The organism is Leucothrix pacifica (genome assembly GCF_003172875.1).
In the GTDB taxonomy this organism is placed as follows: Bacteria; Pseudomonadota; Gammaproteobacteria; order Thiotrichales; family Thiotrichaceae; genus Leucothrix; species Leucothrix pacifica.
Genome location: NZ_QGKM01000087.1, coordinates 20,427 through 35,530 on the forward strand (window position 1 = coordinate 20,427; position 15,104 = coordinate 35,530).

Consider the following 15,104-nt stretch of genomic DNA (forward strand, 5'->3'; position numbering starts at 1 on the left):
AATCGATATCTATAAAAACAATGTCAGGTAGATGGACGTACTATGAAAACTGCACCAACATTCGATCAGATACGCGCCCAAGATGGTTTGATTCATATCCATGGTCATCGTGGGGCGCGTGGCATCATCCCTGAGAATACACTGGAAAGCTTCCGTTTCACCTTTGATGTTGATGTCAGGGTGATTGAGCTTGATGTCTTGATGACCGCAGATGATATTCCGGTGTTAACGCATAATCCGAGCTTACTGTCGGATATGACCAGAGATCACCATGGTCAATGGCTATCCCACGAACCCCTAGTGCGTGAGTTGAGTCTGGCGGAATTGCAAAGCTACGATGTGGGCGGCTTAAAGCCCGGTAGTGAATATGCCGCACGTTTTCCGGAGCAGGCGTTCATTCACGGGATGAGGATACCAACGCTGGAGGCTTTGTGTGAGCTGGTGAATCAGCCGGAGTATGCGGATGTATTCTTAAACTTGGAAATTAAGTCTAACCCCCACCATCCACAAGCAACACCAGAACCAGCAGCCTATACCAAGAAAGTACTGGAAATCATTAACAAGTACCGCATGCAAGAGCGCACGATGTTGCAATCATTTGATTGGCGCGTGGTGCATGAAAGTGCCAGGCAAGCACCGGCGATTCCTCGCTCCTATTTATGTTACTCATCGAAACCGGGTCGTGATCCGCACGAAGTCAACGTCTCGGATAACTCACCGTGGATGGATGGCTACAGCTTGGCAGATTACGATAATAGTTTGCCAAGGTTAGTGGCTGCTGCCGGTGGCCAGATTTGGGCGCCTTATCATAAAGATCTGACGGCTCAGGCGGTCGCAGAAGCGCGTGAATGTGGATTGATGGTGAATGTGTGGACAGTGAATGAGTTGGCAGATATTGATCGCATGATTGAGCTGGGTGTGGACGGTATAATCACGGACTATCCCGGACGTGTGCAGCGGCGGTTTATGGATCATGGTTTGCGTTGGAAATAGACGCTGGGTATTGGTTTATAGCACTGGTGTAAAAAAGTGAGGAAATCCGAAGAGAAGGAGAGAGGACCCTCCGGATTTCCGCTTTCACACAAACACAAATAGGTGTAGAAATGAGAACTCAGTTAACAAGTCCAAGGAGAGAGGAGGATTCCTGTGTTCCCAATTTCTTACCAACAAACAACGAGTTGTAGCTTATTTTTATTATTGACTTATAGGCTCGCTGTATCTATCCCCCGATAGATGATTAGTATTCTCCGTTTTTCCGATGAACGGTAAATTAACTTTTGTAGTAATAAACGACTAATTTGAGAAAGTTTCGGGGATTTAGAAAGCTGGGGTTCAGTTAGGGAAAAAGATCTTCAGAAATACGGTTTTGAGACTAAATCACCCGCCATTACAGCGGGTGATTTTAGTGTTAATTACTTAGTCTGATACGAGGAGATTAATCACGACGCCAAATCGTATCAGCACCTTTGTCTTCCAAGGTAATACCCGCCGCCTTAAGCTCATCACGAATACCATCAGCCTTGGCCCAGTCCTTATCGGCTTTCGCCTGAATACGCTCCTGAATCTTTGCTTCAATACTCGCTGCATCCATGCCGTCGCCGTCAGCATCTTGCTGTAGCCACTCATCTGGGTTTAACTGCAAAATACCTAACAAGCCAGCCAATTTCTTCAGCAAAGCACCTAATGAAGCAGCTGCTTCAGGGCCTTTAGTATTGTGAAGCTTGTTTACAACTCTCGCTAAATCAAACAGTGAAGCTAATGCTTCTGGCGTATTGAAGTCATCATCCATTGCTGCATAGAACTTGTCTTCGTACTCCGTCCAGCGATCCGCTTCAGCTTCTGGTAAACCACGCAGGGCATTATACAAGCGATCCAATCCAGCCATCGCACCATCTAACGATTCCGTGCTGTAGTTCAATGGACTACGGTAGTGGCTGGACAGCAGGAAGTAGCGAACGGCTTCTGGCGAGTAGCTTTCCAGCACATCACGAATGGTGAAGAAGTTATTGAGTGACTTCGACATCTTCTCATCATTAATGCGAATAAAGCCGTTATGCATCCAGTAGTTCGCGAAATGCTCACCGGTGCAGGCTTCACTTTGCGCGATTTCATTTTCATGGTGTGGGAACTGCAAGTCATGTCCACCACCGTGAATATCAAAGTTATTGCCGAGGATAGTGGTCGACATGGCGGAACATTCGATATGCCAACCCGGACGTCCGTCACCCCAAGGCGATTCCCAGGATGGCTCGTCAGGCTTAACCGGTTTCCACAGTACAAAATCCAGTGGATCTTTTTTCGACTCGTCTACCGCGATGCGTTCACCGGCACGAAGGTCATCAACTTTGCGACCGGATAATTTGCCATACTCCGGAAAGCTGGAAACGTCATAATAGACATCGCCGCTTTCACCCACATAGGCATGGCCTTTTTCGATCAATGTCTCGATCATGGCAATGATTTCAGGGATATTCTCAGTCGCTTTCGGCTCTTTAGTAGGCGGCAATACGCCTAGCGCACGCTCATCCTCATGCATGGCGTCGATAAAACGTTCAGTCAGTGCCAGAAACTCTTCACCATTTTCATTGGCGCGGGCAATGATCTTGTCGTCAATGTCGGTGATGTTTCGCACATAAGTCACGTCGTAGCCGCGTGCTTTTAAAAAGCGATAAACCACGTCAAATGCGACTAAAACACGTGCATGTCCGAGGTGGCAGAAATCATAAACGGTCATGCCGCAGACATAGAGATTTACTTTACCCTCGACTATCGGTTTAAAGGTTTCTTTCTTATTTGTCAGACTGTTATAGATTTCTAGCATAGTATTTCAACGTGCCGTTTTGAGTTAAAAATGGGGTTGACCGCATAGTAGCAGAGCCGCTGTGAATCCGCTATGATGCGCGCTTTAATCTCAAAAAATAATAGAGGGTTATACTTTGAAGCGCTTTCTGATAGGATATTTGACCTTTTTTTTATTGTTGAGTGGCTGTAACGCGAATACTGACAAACCCGCAGAAAAGCCTGCTGAACAAACCAAGCAAACACAAACTTCCGGAGTGAATAAGTCGATGACAAACGTCAAAATGGAAACCAGCAAAGGTACAATTACCTTAGCATTAGACGCTGAAAAAGCACCTCTGACTGTTGCTAACATTGAAGCCTACATTAAAGATGGCTTTTATGATGGTTTAGTCTTCCACCGTGTAATCCCTAATTTCATGATTCAGGGTGGCGGTATGAACGCTGATATGAGCGAGAAGGCTGACAAGCGCGCACCGATCAAGAACGAAGCAAACAATGGCCTGAAGAACGACCGCGGCACATTGGCAATGGCTCGTACTAACGATCCTCACTCAGCGTCTTCACAGTTCTTCATTAACCTGAAAGACAATGACTTCCTGAACCACACTAGCGAGTCTGCTTCTGGTTGGGGTTACGCCGTATTTGGTGCGGTTGTTGAAGGCATGGATGTGGTTGATGAGATTGCTAAAGTAAAGACTGGCAACCACGGCTATCACGGTGACGTTCCACTGGAGCCGGTGACTATTAAGAGCATGACAATCGTAGAATAATTGAGAGCTTATTATGTCACAGCGCACGTGGTTTATTTCTGATTTGCATCTGGATGCAAAACGCCCGCAGATGGTACAGGCATTTATGCAGTTTCTGGGGCAGGTGAATGAGCAGGCGGATGCGCTGTATATATTAGGTGATTTATTTGAGTACTGGATTGGTGATGACATTGTGGATTCGCCAGCCGGTCAAATTGTTAAGCCATTATTGGGCGGCTTAAAGCAGCTGTCTGATAATGGTACCGAGCTTTACTTCACTCACGGGAATCGCGATTTTTTGGTGGGTGAACGGTTTGCTGAAATGACCGGTTGCACATTGCTACCGGAAAAGCAGGTCATTGATCTGGATGGTACGCCAACACTGCTCATGCATGGTGATACGCTGTGTACGGATGATGTGGAGTATCAGGAATTACGCAAAATTTTTTACGACACAGAACGTCGGGAGCAATTTCTGGCATTAAGTTTCGATGATCGTGTGGCTGAGGCGAATCGTATTCGTCAGATCAGTCAGGAAAAAATGCAGTACAAATCTGAAGAAATCATGGATGTTAACCAGCAAGCGGTTGAAGCGGTCATGACTGAAGCAGGGGTGACGCAGCTCATTCATGGTCATACCCATCGATTGGCGATTCATGAGTTTGATTTAAACGACCAAGCGGCGAAGCGCATCGTATTGGGCGACTGGTACGAACAGGTGAGTTGCCTGAAAGTATCGGATGGTCAACTATACCTTAGCTAAATCCACACTGTCATGGTAAAGCTGTTAAGACTTCTGATTTTACTGTCACATCTGTTATATGGTGGCGCATTAATCATATTTCAGGCATTTATTCTGAGGCGTCCACCGGAAGACCCACGTTTCAAAGCAGTTGTTCAAGCCTGGTACAGCAAGTTGCTCAGACTAGTCGGCGTGAGTGTGCTCGTTCACGGAAAGCCTGTTGATGGCCCCGTGTTGATAGTATCAAATCATATTTCCTGGTTAGATATCCCCTTGATGGCGAGCCTGAGTAATCCTCGTTTTTTGTCAAAAGCAGAAGTGCGGAAGTGGCCAATTATTGGTTGGGCCGCTGAGAAATTGAATACACTGTTTATTGTGCGTGGGCAGCGAACAGCCACCGAAGCGGCAAGTGTGGCGATCTGTGACGGGCTTGAAAATAATGATCGTATCTTGATTTTTCCGGAAGGGAAGACAACCGAAGGCGCAGAGATAGGGTTCTTATTTCCGAGATTATTTGGTGCGGCAATTCAAAGCAGAGCCAAGGTTCAACCCGTAGTTATTCATTACACCGACGAAAACACCGCAGGCCATACTAGTGACTTAATTCCATACACCGGCACTCAAACTTTGGTGAATAATATGTGGCTCATGTTGGGTTGTAAAAATCCACAAGCGCACGTGTATTTCCTTGAGCCGCTTGAGAGTGAAGGTGCTTTGAGAAAGGAGCTTGCAGCAAATATTCAGCAGCAAATGCAGGACTGTTTGACGCAAAGTCATACACAGTTTTTAGCGGCTAAGCCACTAATCCATAAATAACTTTCTGCGCTGTGCCCCTCAGTCTATACTCACATTCTGTAGTAAATCGTACTCAGTAATAATTAAAAAAAGTATAGAGTCTGAATTATGGTTAAGAATTATTCTGAATGCATTCAGTGGAGTGCAGAAGAGTTTCAGAACTTCGGAAAAATCCCCCAAGTGTCAAAGCATAGCTATCACGAACTTGATTTGTTCAGTGATGAAACACTGATAAAGGTGTTGGATGATTATCCCCGAAAATGGCTGCAATGTTACACCATGGGCTTTGACCCTGAGAATCACCAGGACTGGACTTCCGTACATATTGCCGATAGCAGTGGCGCGGAGATTTTAGAAGCGCTGAGAAAAGGACGGATGTGGGTTAACGCGATTCATATTGATAAATACAATGGTGAATATGCAGAGCTGATTCGACAGATATATGTGGTGATCAATGAAAACTGTGACCACATTACTAATGCTAAATCTGCATTTAGTGCGTTGATTTTGTCATCACCGGGCGTACAGGTGTACTGCCATATTGACGCTGATGCGAATATGTTGTGGCACTTAAAAGGCCGCAAGCGTCTGTGGGTTTGGCCGGCACGTGATGAGCGATTTACCCCGCAGACATATATTGAAGAAATTATTGGTGAAGAGCGCCACGAAGATATTCCGTATGAGCGCTGGTACGATGAGCACGCTTTTAGCCATGAGTTGTTACCGGGTGAGGCGATCAGCTGGCCACAGCATGCACCGCACCGGGTTGAGAATGTTGATTTGAATGTGTCGCTTACCACTAGTTATGGCTCGCAGGAAAGTCGTCGTCAGCTGAGTGTGCATGGAGCAAATCATCACATCCTTAAGCCACTGGGTATTAAGCATCGTTCGATGGAGCTAGAAGGTTTTACTCCGGCAGTGAAAGAGTTTAGCTATCGGGCGATGCACAAGTTGGGTCTGCTAAAAACCGGCAAGCGTAATGCGAGCAATGTGACAGATCTGGCTTTGGATGCATCGCACCCTGAGGGTATTAGTCAGCGGGACGAGAAGAGTCTGACGGAGTTCTCCTTGGTTGATTGAGCTTACACAACTTAGCTTTTCTGCAATGACTCCTGATCAAGTTTAATCAGCTCATCGACTAGCTGTTCTGCAGAGGCGTCCTTATTATCCCAAGCCTGCTGCAACACGGATTGCAGGAACGATGCACGAAGTGGGTTGCCGATGCCCGTAAAGCTGATGGTCTTTTTGTTAGCGCTAGTCCATTGTTGATAAGTCTCTTGCGCGCAACTGTCCAGTTGTTTGATATTTACGCCGTGACGCACTGGAATACCGCCTTTCTTGCTATTGTATTTAGCTTGTACTTCCGGGTCCAGTACGGCGTCAAAGAGTATTGATTGGCCTTCCTTAATCTGTGGTTCGTCTATATTGAACATAAGGAATGAGTCGATGACATAAACCATATAACCATTGGAGCCTGGCGCCAAAGAACATAAAAAGTCTTCGCCTGCCTTGAGTCCTTGTGCTGTGAGTTCACTTTTAGCAAAGTCGCCCAAAAAGTGCATGGCTGCCTTATTCTCTCCAATCATCTTGGTTGAGTCGCTCCAGTTTCTGGTGCGCGCTGCTTCATCAGTGAACTGTTTTAGCGCTAAGAAGGTGTTAAAGCTGCGTACTAACGGTTCACGCCATTTCTGTATTGACTGTGTCTGTGTATAGAACTGCTTGTAGTCCTTGGCCCCCAACTCACTAAGTAAAATATCATTTAAGATGATTTGCAGCTGCCAGGTCTCTTTACTGAGTGCGATAGGAACATATCCCGCCTGTTTGATTAGTGGCGCTTGGATTAGCACCTCACTCCAGGTTTTTGGGGGTTTGAGTTTGAGATCATTGTAAATAGACTTACTAAAGAGTGCCGCATTCTGTATGTGAATGCCCATCGGCAGACCTACCAGACCATTATCGGTGCTGAGACCATGATAAACCTCATCAAACAATATCTCCTTGATCGGCTGATTACGCCATTTGTCAGGAGTGGGGTAGATAGCACTCATTTGATCAAAAGAAAATAAATAGTCATCGGAAATCCACTGTGTAACTGCTGGTTGGTAGCCCATGGAAATACGCTTAAGTATATTGGTACGCAAGATATCCCATGAACTAACCCGTGTCTCAACAAACTTTGAACCGCGCTGTTCTACGGCTGTTTTGATCTCGTTGAGTGCTTGGATTTCACCAGGCTGATTCCACCAATGGGTTAATTCAACTTCAGCTTGTAGGTCACTTGCCAGTAACGCGGAACAATGTAAAGCTCCGCCCAAAAGTAGCACAGACAAACTTCTTTTTATTTTTAACATCTTGCTTCCTCACTGTTACGCTGGGCGGCTCTAAGTTGTGATTTTCTTAAAATATTGGCGACACTATCGCTACTCAGGAGTGTCGAAATTTGCCGTGATTGCATGTAACGACAACCCAATTCCGTCAGCTTACTTTGTTCTTTTTCACTTTGCACACCCTGACAAATCAACTTTTTACTCATCCCATCAGTGAAGCTGGCTAATGCGCTGATATAGGTTTGTAATGAGGGATCGTAGGATACCTTGAGTGTCAGCTTTTTATCAATTTTTAGGACATCAAACGGCAATTTTCGAAGCTGTAATAAACTGCTGTGACCACGACCATAATGGTCTATGGTAATCGGAATACCAGCAGCTTTAAACTTTAATAATTGCTCAGTGATTGCCTGGAAAGAGCGCTCATTGAATATCATTTCAGAGACTTCAATACCAATTAACGAAGTGAAGGGCAGTTTGTTTGAGAGTGCTGTAATCAAGTCATAAGCTTCGCCACTGAGTAGCATAGTCTGTCCGATATCGACGCTAACCGGACGTAATCTGATACCTTTTTGTAGCCAGTCTTGAAAGTGCTCCGTAATAGACTTAATGGCTTGTCGTGTGATTTCAGAGTCTAAGGTCAGGCGCGTGGCATCGCTGATCCATTCATCGTGGTGCAACTTCCCTTGAGTTGGGTGGTGCCAGTGAATACGAGCTTCAAATCCTAATGTTTTTTGGCTGCGAAGATCAATTATGGGTTGATAGGAAACACGAAACTGTTTGTTTTTTACAGATTGGTGCAGCATATTGTCATGCTGTTCTATTTGGTTTGCGCCACATGACTGTATTTTATCATACAACAAGTAGCCATCACGTCCTTGTTCTTTTACTTGATAGAGTGACGCATCTGCTACTGCAAACATTTCTTTTTGGCTATATCCGCAGCCTTTGCCCGCTACTGCAGCACCGATGCTGCAACTGCATTGAATAATGGTTTTATCAACTTCTAATGGCCTACGTATCTTCTTAAGAAGGGTTTCAAGCCGTTGTTCCAGCGCTGACTCCTGATCAATACGGTCAATCACTAATGCAAACTCATCACCTCCCAGCCGATATGCATATTCACCGACCATCGGATCTTCCGTTAAATCGTCGGTGATTTTTTGTAAAACCAGGTCACCAACATTGTGGCCCAGAGAGTCATTCACCAATTTAAAGTTATCTAAGTCGATCAGTACCAGACAGTGTGGCACCGCTGTGTCTTTGTTTACCTGCAGCTCAGCCGTTTTAGCATTAAAGGCAGCGCGATTGAGCAGACCTGTTAGTGCGTCGTGGTTCGCCTGATAGTCCAAATGTCTGTTTTTAAATAAAATTTCTTGATAGCTGGCTTTGAGTCGGGAGGCTAATGGTTTCAACGTAAATGACCAGATGCCCCAGATAGCCACCAGCAATAATACAACCAAGGCGGTGTACATAATGCCCAAGCGCTGGTTTTGCAGAAGTGATGATTGGTAAACCAGGTGATTAAGTGAGGTAATGCTCTTGGACAACGACCCGTTATGGGCGATCACTGTATCAATCGGCTGCCATAACTTATTACTGGCGCGCAATGTCGAGGTGTTATAAGTCGATATTTCTTGAATACGGCTTTGAAATTGCCCCCAAATACTATCAATGTTGTGGATTTCGTTAGTGATATTGCGATAGTTTTCAGACGGAATCAGTGAGAAAAAAGTGTTTTGGTGATCGCGTAGCAGTGCTGGTAGTTGAGCGGTTAACGCAGTGACTTGCTCTGTGGTTTTAACAAAATCATCACGAATATTTTTTAGGATACGATCACTAAAGCTCTCTGCACTTTTAGGGTCGAAAAGGAGATTAACCTGCTCGTTGCTTTGATCCAGTAATATTCTTAATTCGTAAGATATACTGGAAGCTTCCAACATATTATTTTGTAAGCGTAAGTTATAAACAACCGAGATGTAGCAGACGATAATCAACAATGTAACGGACATAAAGGCAATAATACTTGCCCGTTTTACCTTGTGCTGTTGATCATCAATTTTCACTGTTGTCACACTTTATCTTTGCTATTGTTTCAGTGTACCAACAGATTGCGAAATTGCAGTAAAAACCGACTATTGGTGGAACGTTAATTATCCGGTACGTTTCAGAAACAAAGCGATCAAAGCTACAGTAAATAGACTTTAAACTCGATAAGCCGCAGTCACCATATCCGGCAACAATATCCCATAAATCCGACTTTTCTCATCTATCTTATTTTCTTTAAACACTACGCATAATGACTCCGCGCCATTTTTAAATTTGATGTGCGCTTCAAGAAGATTACTTTGCAGTGAAATAGGGTCGATCTGTAATCGCTGAGCAGGGATTTCAATCAGATCAATCTCATCCAGTCCTTCAGTGCTAAGTTTGACGTATCGTGCCAAATCAACCATCGGTATTAGCCTGCTTGGGCGACCATTATGACTGATGACAATCCACTCCAAATCTAGCTTGATGGTTTCCTCAGCTCGCTTGCGACTGATCACACGAGGCAAGCGTACAAAGTTCTTTTCCAGTAAGCTGGCAACCCCAATACGCCGGAGCGTCAGCGAAATTGGATTGACTTGGTAATCCTGATCATTAGTGCGCAGCATAGTAATAAATAAAGAGTCTTTTTTGAAAATCACACGGGATGTCAATTGAGCCGCGACGATGGTTAGCATACCTGGCATAACAATGCCGGGATTATAAGTCAGCTCGATAATCGCGGTCAGTGCTGCTAATGGCGCCTGAAGACTCGCAGCCACCATCGCCCCCATTCCGAGCAAGGCATAAAAAGCGATATCGTTTGGCGTCCAGCCTCCCGTAAAACTCACCGTCATTCCGACAATCGCGCCGATAGCAGCCCCAAGAATAAAGGCAGGGCCAATCATTCCGGCTGGTACACCAAGGCCTACACAAAAGCTGGTGGCGATAAGTTTGAAACCAATTAGCATTACGAGTGCGAAGACGGTGAACGACTCGGGATTCTTCAATAAAACAGTAATGGAGTCATACCCAACGCCCATCACTTCCGGTTGCACCATGCCGCAGATCCCGGCAATCACACCCGCTATACACAGTTTCCACCAAATCTCAATTGACTTGCTGGTTCTGGAGACCGTTTCCAACATGTGATTAAACAACGCTGCCACACAGCCAATACTAATACCCAGTACCAAAATAATGGGCAATTGCATCAGCGAGTTCAGGTTCATAGGTGGAATAATAAAGGCAGGCTGACTACCAAATACCGCCACAGACAGACTGGTTGCAACCACGGAAGACAGCATGATGGGAATGAAGCTGGCAAGGCTAAACTCCATCATTACCACTTCGAGCGCAAAGATGACCCCAGCCAGCGGTGTATTAAATGAGGCAGATACCCCCGCAGCCGCCCCGCATGCCACCATGGTTCGGATGCTGTTATTGGGCAGTGAAATACTTTGAGCGAACAAGCTACTAATGGAGGCGCCGAGGTAAACATGCGGACCTTCACGGCCTACCGAGTGTCCACAGATAATCGCAATGGCCGCACCCCAAAACTGCAACATAAAGCCGCGTAAACTGAAATATCCCTGGTGATAGGTGAGACGGTCAATCACCTTAGCAATACCAAGTACGCGCAGGTTTTTCGCATAATGATAAAACAGTAGGGCAAGTAAAATGCCGCCGATCACCGGATACATGAAGCGCCCGATTAAACTAAGTTCTTCGTAGTTCTCAGAGCCGCTGCCGGGTAGTAAATAATCCTGTGTGTTTTCGACGATCAGCCGAAACAGAATAATAACGCCACCTGCCAGAAAGCCAGTAATGAGTCCGACCAAGGCGAGGTGCATTGGTGCATCTGGGCGAGATAGATGGATTCGCTCTTTTTCGAGCCAATTTAACCATCCTTTTTTAATTTTTTTAGTAATCCCCATACCCCCGATACTATGCCTGTTTTGACCGGTTTGAAAAAGGGTAAATTGCGAAATACTCACGAGAAAATTTGAGTTTTATCCACTGCGCGACAGGTTAGCACCACTAATCCGCTAAAGCATATCGTTTGGGCTGTTGGTCAAGATAAGCTAGTACCAAAATCGACTACACCTAACAGTAAAAATAAGAGCCAAGCTATGTCATCTCAATATTCTGACTGCATCCAATGGACTCCAAAAGAGTTTCAAAATTTTGGTATTACCCCGCAGGTATCTCAACATCAGTTTCATACCTTGGATTTGTTTAGTGATGATGCACTGGAAGCACTATTAGATAATTACCCCCGCCACTGGTTGCAGTGTTACACCATGGGTAGCAATCCTGAAAAGCATCATGAGTGGACGCCGGTTCATCTTGATAACAGTAGTGGCAAAGAAATCTTAGAAGCGCTGCATAAAGGGCGTATGTGGGTGAATGTGATCAATATCGATAAGTATAATGGTGAATATGCTGAATTAATTTCACAGATGTATGAGTCTATAAACGCCAACTGTGACCATATTACCAATGCTAAGTCTTCTTTTAGTGCTTTGTTAATTTCATCGCCTGGTGTGCAGGTTTACTGTCATGTCGATGCGGATGCCAATATGTTGTGGCACTTAAAAGGGCGTAAACGCGTCTGGGTATATCCGGCGCGAGATACACGTTTTGCTCCACAAACTTATGTCGAAGAAATCATTGGCGAAGTCCGTCATGAGAATGTGCCGTTTGAACGCTGGTATGATGACCACGCCTTTAGTCATGAATTGTCTGCGGGTGAGGTGGTGAGCTGGCCACAGCACTCCCCACACCGCGTTGAGAATATCGGCTTTAATGTCTCACTGACCACTAGTTATGGTTCCAGAGAGAGCCGTCGTCAGCTGGGGGTACACGGATTTAATCATTACATCCTTAAACCACTTGGCTTCAAGAACCGTTCAATTGCGCGAACCGGTGTCATCGCAGAGATAAAATCCTTCAGTTATTTCGTATTGAAGAAGTTGGGATTCCTTAAAAAAGGTGAGCGCGCATCCACCTATGTGAGTGATCTGGAGCTGGATGCGAAACACCACAAAGGCATGTCTCAGCGCGAGGAAAGCAGTCTGACAGCCTTTTCTCAGGTTGATGGTTGAGCAGATTTTATAATCTGCTTTACTAACGCTTCTTCAGCAGTAGTTTCACGCGCTGTTTAACCGGGCCATGTAAGAACTGGTACAAATCAGTTCTTTTGTTGCGTGGAAAGTAATTCAGATCATACATAGGTTCTGTATAGGCACTATATCGCAGTTTGTAGGAGTTCTCGTCCGCAGAATACATAAAGTTGAACTGTGACAGGCGTGGGTCTTCAATGCAGTGTGATATCTCCTGAGTAATCATCATAGTCAGCAAGGCATAGCGATGGCCTAACTCGGCCTCAAAGCCACTTTGATATGCATGCATAATGTCGCCATCAATCAAACTGTACAGGCCCGCGACAGCTTTGCCTTCAATCCTTAAAATGCGGATTTGTACCTTATCCAGAGGAAGCAAGCGCTTCACAACCAGACGATGAAATGCTTCGAAGTTCGGGCACTCAAACGCACTAGGTTGTTCCAGCTGGCCTCGTCTTTCGCGGTTAAGATCTGCCAGTTCGGTAATAGCAACGTCGGTATCCAGTCCGTCGGTGATGGTATCAACCACATAGTCCTGCTCTGTTTGCAGGCGTGTATACATGCGGGTGATGTTATTGCGCTTCTTCTTCCGCAAGCTCATTAAGTAATCTTTGTAGGTCTCCGGCAGGTCAATCAAGGTGCGAAATCCATTATCGATCGTTTTCGATTGAATCGATAAGCGCTGACCACCAAATAGTTTACTCAGGTGTGAGTCTGCCAGTAACTGCTGGAACGTTGCGCCTTGCCACATGTCCTGTTTCTCCAGCAGGAAATTACTGATCTCCTCGGTGACTCGGGACTCAAGACCTGGTTCAATAATGAGATCAAGATATTCGGTCAGTACCAGCCCGCCATCCGTTTCACCAGTACCTAACAGCATCAATTGTTTGCTACACGGGAAATAGCGCTTAGGGTGATTGAGAATTTGTAGCGGCGCGATACCGATTAACGCATCATCGCGTCGGCAAATGAGTAGAAATAATTGTCGGTCAGCATCGTGCTGATAAGTTTCCCACCAACTGAACAGCCATTCCCATGATGAGAAAATAGTGCCGTTTGCAGAGCGATCATTCAATGTGTTCCATGATTCGCGTAGCGAATGAAATTCATCAATATCGGTGATACAACTAAGTTCTATATTTTGCATATTGCTTTGGAGAGTTCCGCCTCAGTGAGTTTTTTATTGTGTGGAAGTGTATTTTAATCGAGCTGTGATGAGGTGGTAGCTGAAGCGTTCTGAATGGACTGCCATGTATGACGAACGGGACAATGGGTGTAATATCGTGAATATTATCCTGACAAACGAGTAATGAATGATGAATCAATTGCGTCCCTTCCATTTAGCGATTCCCGTAAGAAACATTGAAGAATCACGCGAATTTTATGGCGGTCTTCTAGGCTTTTCTGAAGGGCGCAGCAGTGACGAATGGATCGATTGGAATTTCTATGGTCATCAATTGGTCACACACCTAAACCCAAACCTGGGCGCTGATGGCAAAGTAGCGAATCATTACAACGGCGTCGATGGCAAAGGTGTCCCTGTGCCTCACTTTGGTGTTGTGCTGACTCTTGAAGATTGGCAGAGCCTTGCCAATAAAGTAACAGGCAAAGTAGAGTTTGTTATAGAGCCATACACGCGTTTTAAAGGTGAGACGGGCGAGCAATCCACACTGTTTTTTCTTGATCCATCAGGAAATGCACTGGAGTTTAAAGCGTTTGCTGATCTATCTCAGTTGTTTGAAAAGTGAGTGTAGAGTCAACGCCATTTGAGTTATTCCAATCGGAAATGGCGGACTCTGGGTTAGTACTGTGTGAGGCTCAACCACTGAGTGCTTTGCCTCAAAACATTTGGCTAACCGAGGATAAATTAGAGCGTGGTAGCTTCTTATTAATAGGCCATGCCGGACGGCTTTTTTGGCAAGCGCTTCAGCGGGAAAATATAAAAGGAAGTGATCCTGTTGATCGCTTTAGTAGTGAAGCGTCTGAGCGAGCGATTCAGAAATATCTTCCGGATATTGACCGAAAGCTTCTCTTTCCCGCGGATGATTGCCCAATCAATTTAATGGCACTCGGCAAAGCGTTTGGTTGGCATCATGCCTCACCATTAGGCATGGGTATTCATCGTAAGTATGGATTATGGAGTGCTTATCGGGCGCTGTGGTGGCTGGATACTGAGGACCTAAAATCTTACAGTACTTTGGATGAGCAAGCGATTTCGCAGCCAAAAGTCACCGAGCAGATTCTACCGGCAATAGATATTTGTGCAGAATGTGAGACTCAGGAGTGTGTAACGGCCTGTCCGGCAGAAGCTGTGAGCTATCACGCGGCACCCAATTTATCGAAGTGTGCGGACTATCGTTTAGAGCAAGAAAGTCATTGTGTTTCAACGTGTCTGTCGCGGATAGCATGCCCTTATGCTCAGGAGTATCGCTATTCCACGGAGCAAATGTCTTATCACTATGGTCTGGCACGTAGTGCAATTGCAGTTTACCGATCACAAGTGAAAGTATGATGTTGATAAACAGATAAACAGATA

The 15,104-nt window shown here is 45.4% G+C and carries 13 protein-coding genes; 8 read left to right on the forward strand and 5 right to left on the reverse strand.

The window, feature by feature from the left end:
* The first annotated feature begins 42 nt into the window (after window positions 1-42).
* Window positions 43-993: a glycerophosphodiester phosphodiesterase gene (locus DKW60_RS20950; RefSeq protein ID WP_109839618.1), complete on the forward strand. Its 951-nt coding sequence runs from the start codon at window positions 43-45 to the stop codon at window positions 991-993.
* Window positions 994-1,435: 442 nt separating this feature from the next.
* Here the strand turns inward: DKW60_RS20950 and cysS are convergent, their stop codons facing one another.
* On the reverse strand, window positions 1,436-2,821 hold the full coding sequence (cysS, locus tag DKW60_RS20955; protein WP_109839619.1) for a cysteine--tRNA ligase: 1,386 nt from the start codon (window positions 2,819-2,821) through the stop codon (window positions 1,436-1,438).
* A gap of 115 nt (window positions 2,822-2,936) precedes the next feature.
* Here cysS and DKW60_RS20960 point away from each other — a divergent pair, with 115 nt between their 5' ends.
* From DKW60_RS20960 to DKW60_RS20975, 4 genes are all read left to right on the forward strand, one after another.
* Window positions 2,937-3,572 (forward strand): peptidylprolyl isomerase, encoded by a 636-nt coding sequence (locus tag DKW60_RS20960; protein WP_281271877.1) that lies wholly within the window; start codon window positions 2,937-2,939, stop codon window positions 3,570-3,572.
* A 13-nt stretch (window positions 3,573-3,585) separates the two neighbouring features.
* Window positions 3,586-4,314 (forward strand): UDP-2,3-diacylglucosamine diphosphatase, encoded by a 729-nt coding sequence (locus tag DKW60_RS20965; RefSeq protein WP_109839620.1) that lies wholly within the window; start codon window positions 3,586-3,588, stop codon window positions 4,312-4,314.
* Window positions 4,315-4,326: 12 nt separating this feature from the next.
* Complete coding sequence (locus tag DKW60_RS20970; RefSeq protein ID WP_109839621.1) at window positions 4,327-5,109, forward strand: lysophospholipid acyltransferase family protein; 783 nt, start codon at window positions 4,327-4,329, stop codon at window positions 5,107-5,109.
* Window positions 5,110-5,196: 87 nt separating this feature from the next.
* Window positions 5,197-6,168, forward strand: a complete 972-nt coding sequence (locus DKW60_RS20975) for a hypothetical protein (protein WP_109839622.1) — start codon at window positions 5,197-5,199, stop codon at window positions 6,166-6,168.
* 11 nt (window positions 6,169-6,179) lie between these two features.
* Here the strand turns inward: DKW60_RS20975 and DKW60_RS20980 are convergent, their stop codons facing one another.
* The 3 genes from DKW60_RS20980 to DKW60_RS20990 all read right to left on the reverse strand — a co-directional run bounded on the left by DKW60_RS20980 (window position 6,180) and on the right by DKW60_RS20990 (window position 11,380).
* Window positions 6,180-7,439: an ABC transporter substrate-binding protein gene (locus DKW60_RS20980; RefSeq protein WP_109839623.1), complete on the reverse strand. Its 1,260-nt coding sequence runs from the start codon at window positions 7,437-7,439 to the stop codon at window positions 6,180-6,182.
* Complete coding sequence (locus tag DKW60_RS20985) at window positions 7,433-9,490, reverse strand: EAL domain-containing protein (RefSeq protein WP_109839624.1); 2,058 nt, start codon at window positions 9,488-9,490, stop codon at window positions 7,433-7,435. Before DKW60_RS20985 ends, DKW60_RS20980 begins: the two co-directional genes overlap by 7 nt.
* 129 nt (window positions 9,491-9,619) lie before the next feature.
* Complete coding sequence (locus DKW60_RS20990; RefSeq protein WP_109839625.1) at window positions 9,620-11,380, reverse strand: chloride channel protein; 1,761 nt, start codon at window positions 11,378-11,380, stop codon at window positions 9,620-9,622.
* A 195-nt stretch (window positions 11,381-11,575) separates the two neighbouring features.
* Here DKW60_RS20990 and DKW60_RS20995 point away from each other — a divergent pair, with 195 nt between their 5' ends.
* A complete protein-coding gene (locus DKW60_RS20995; protein ID WP_109839626.1) occupies window positions 11,576-12,550 on the forward strand; it encodes a hypothetical protein in 975 nt (324 codons plus the stop codon).
* Window positions 12,551-12,572: 22 nt separating this feature from the next.
* Here the strand turns inward: DKW60_RS20995 and DKW60_RS21000 are convergent, their stop codons facing one another.
* On the reverse strand, window positions 12,573-13,715 hold the full coding sequence (locus DKW60_RS21000; RefSeq protein ID WP_109839627.1) for a GNAT family N-acetyltransferase: 1,143 nt from the start codon (window positions 13,713-13,715) through the stop codon (window positions 12,573-12,575).
* A 166-nt stretch (window positions 13,716-13,881) separates the two neighbouring features.
* On the opposite strand from DKW60_RS21000, the gene DKW60_RS21005 reads away from it, so the two are divergent.
* Together DKW60_RS21005 and DKW60_RS21010 are read left to right on the forward strand one after the other, a co-directional pair.
* The gene (locus tag DKW60_RS21005; protein ID WP_245929752.1) at window positions 13,882-14,316 is read left to right on the forward strand and encodes a VOC family protein; all 435 of its coding nucleotides are present in this window, start codon (window positions 13,882-13,884) and stop codon (window positions 14,314-14,316) included.
* On the forward strand, window positions 14,313-15,080 hold the full coding sequence (locus DKW60_RS21010) for a hypothetical protein (RefSeq protein WP_146203543.1): 768 nt from the start codon (window positions 14,313-14,315) through the stop codon (window positions 15,078-15,080). The genes DKW60_RS21005 and DKW60_RS21010 overlap by 4 nt, the downstream gene beginning before the upstream one ends.
* Window positions 15,081-15,104 lie beyond the last annotated feature (24 nt).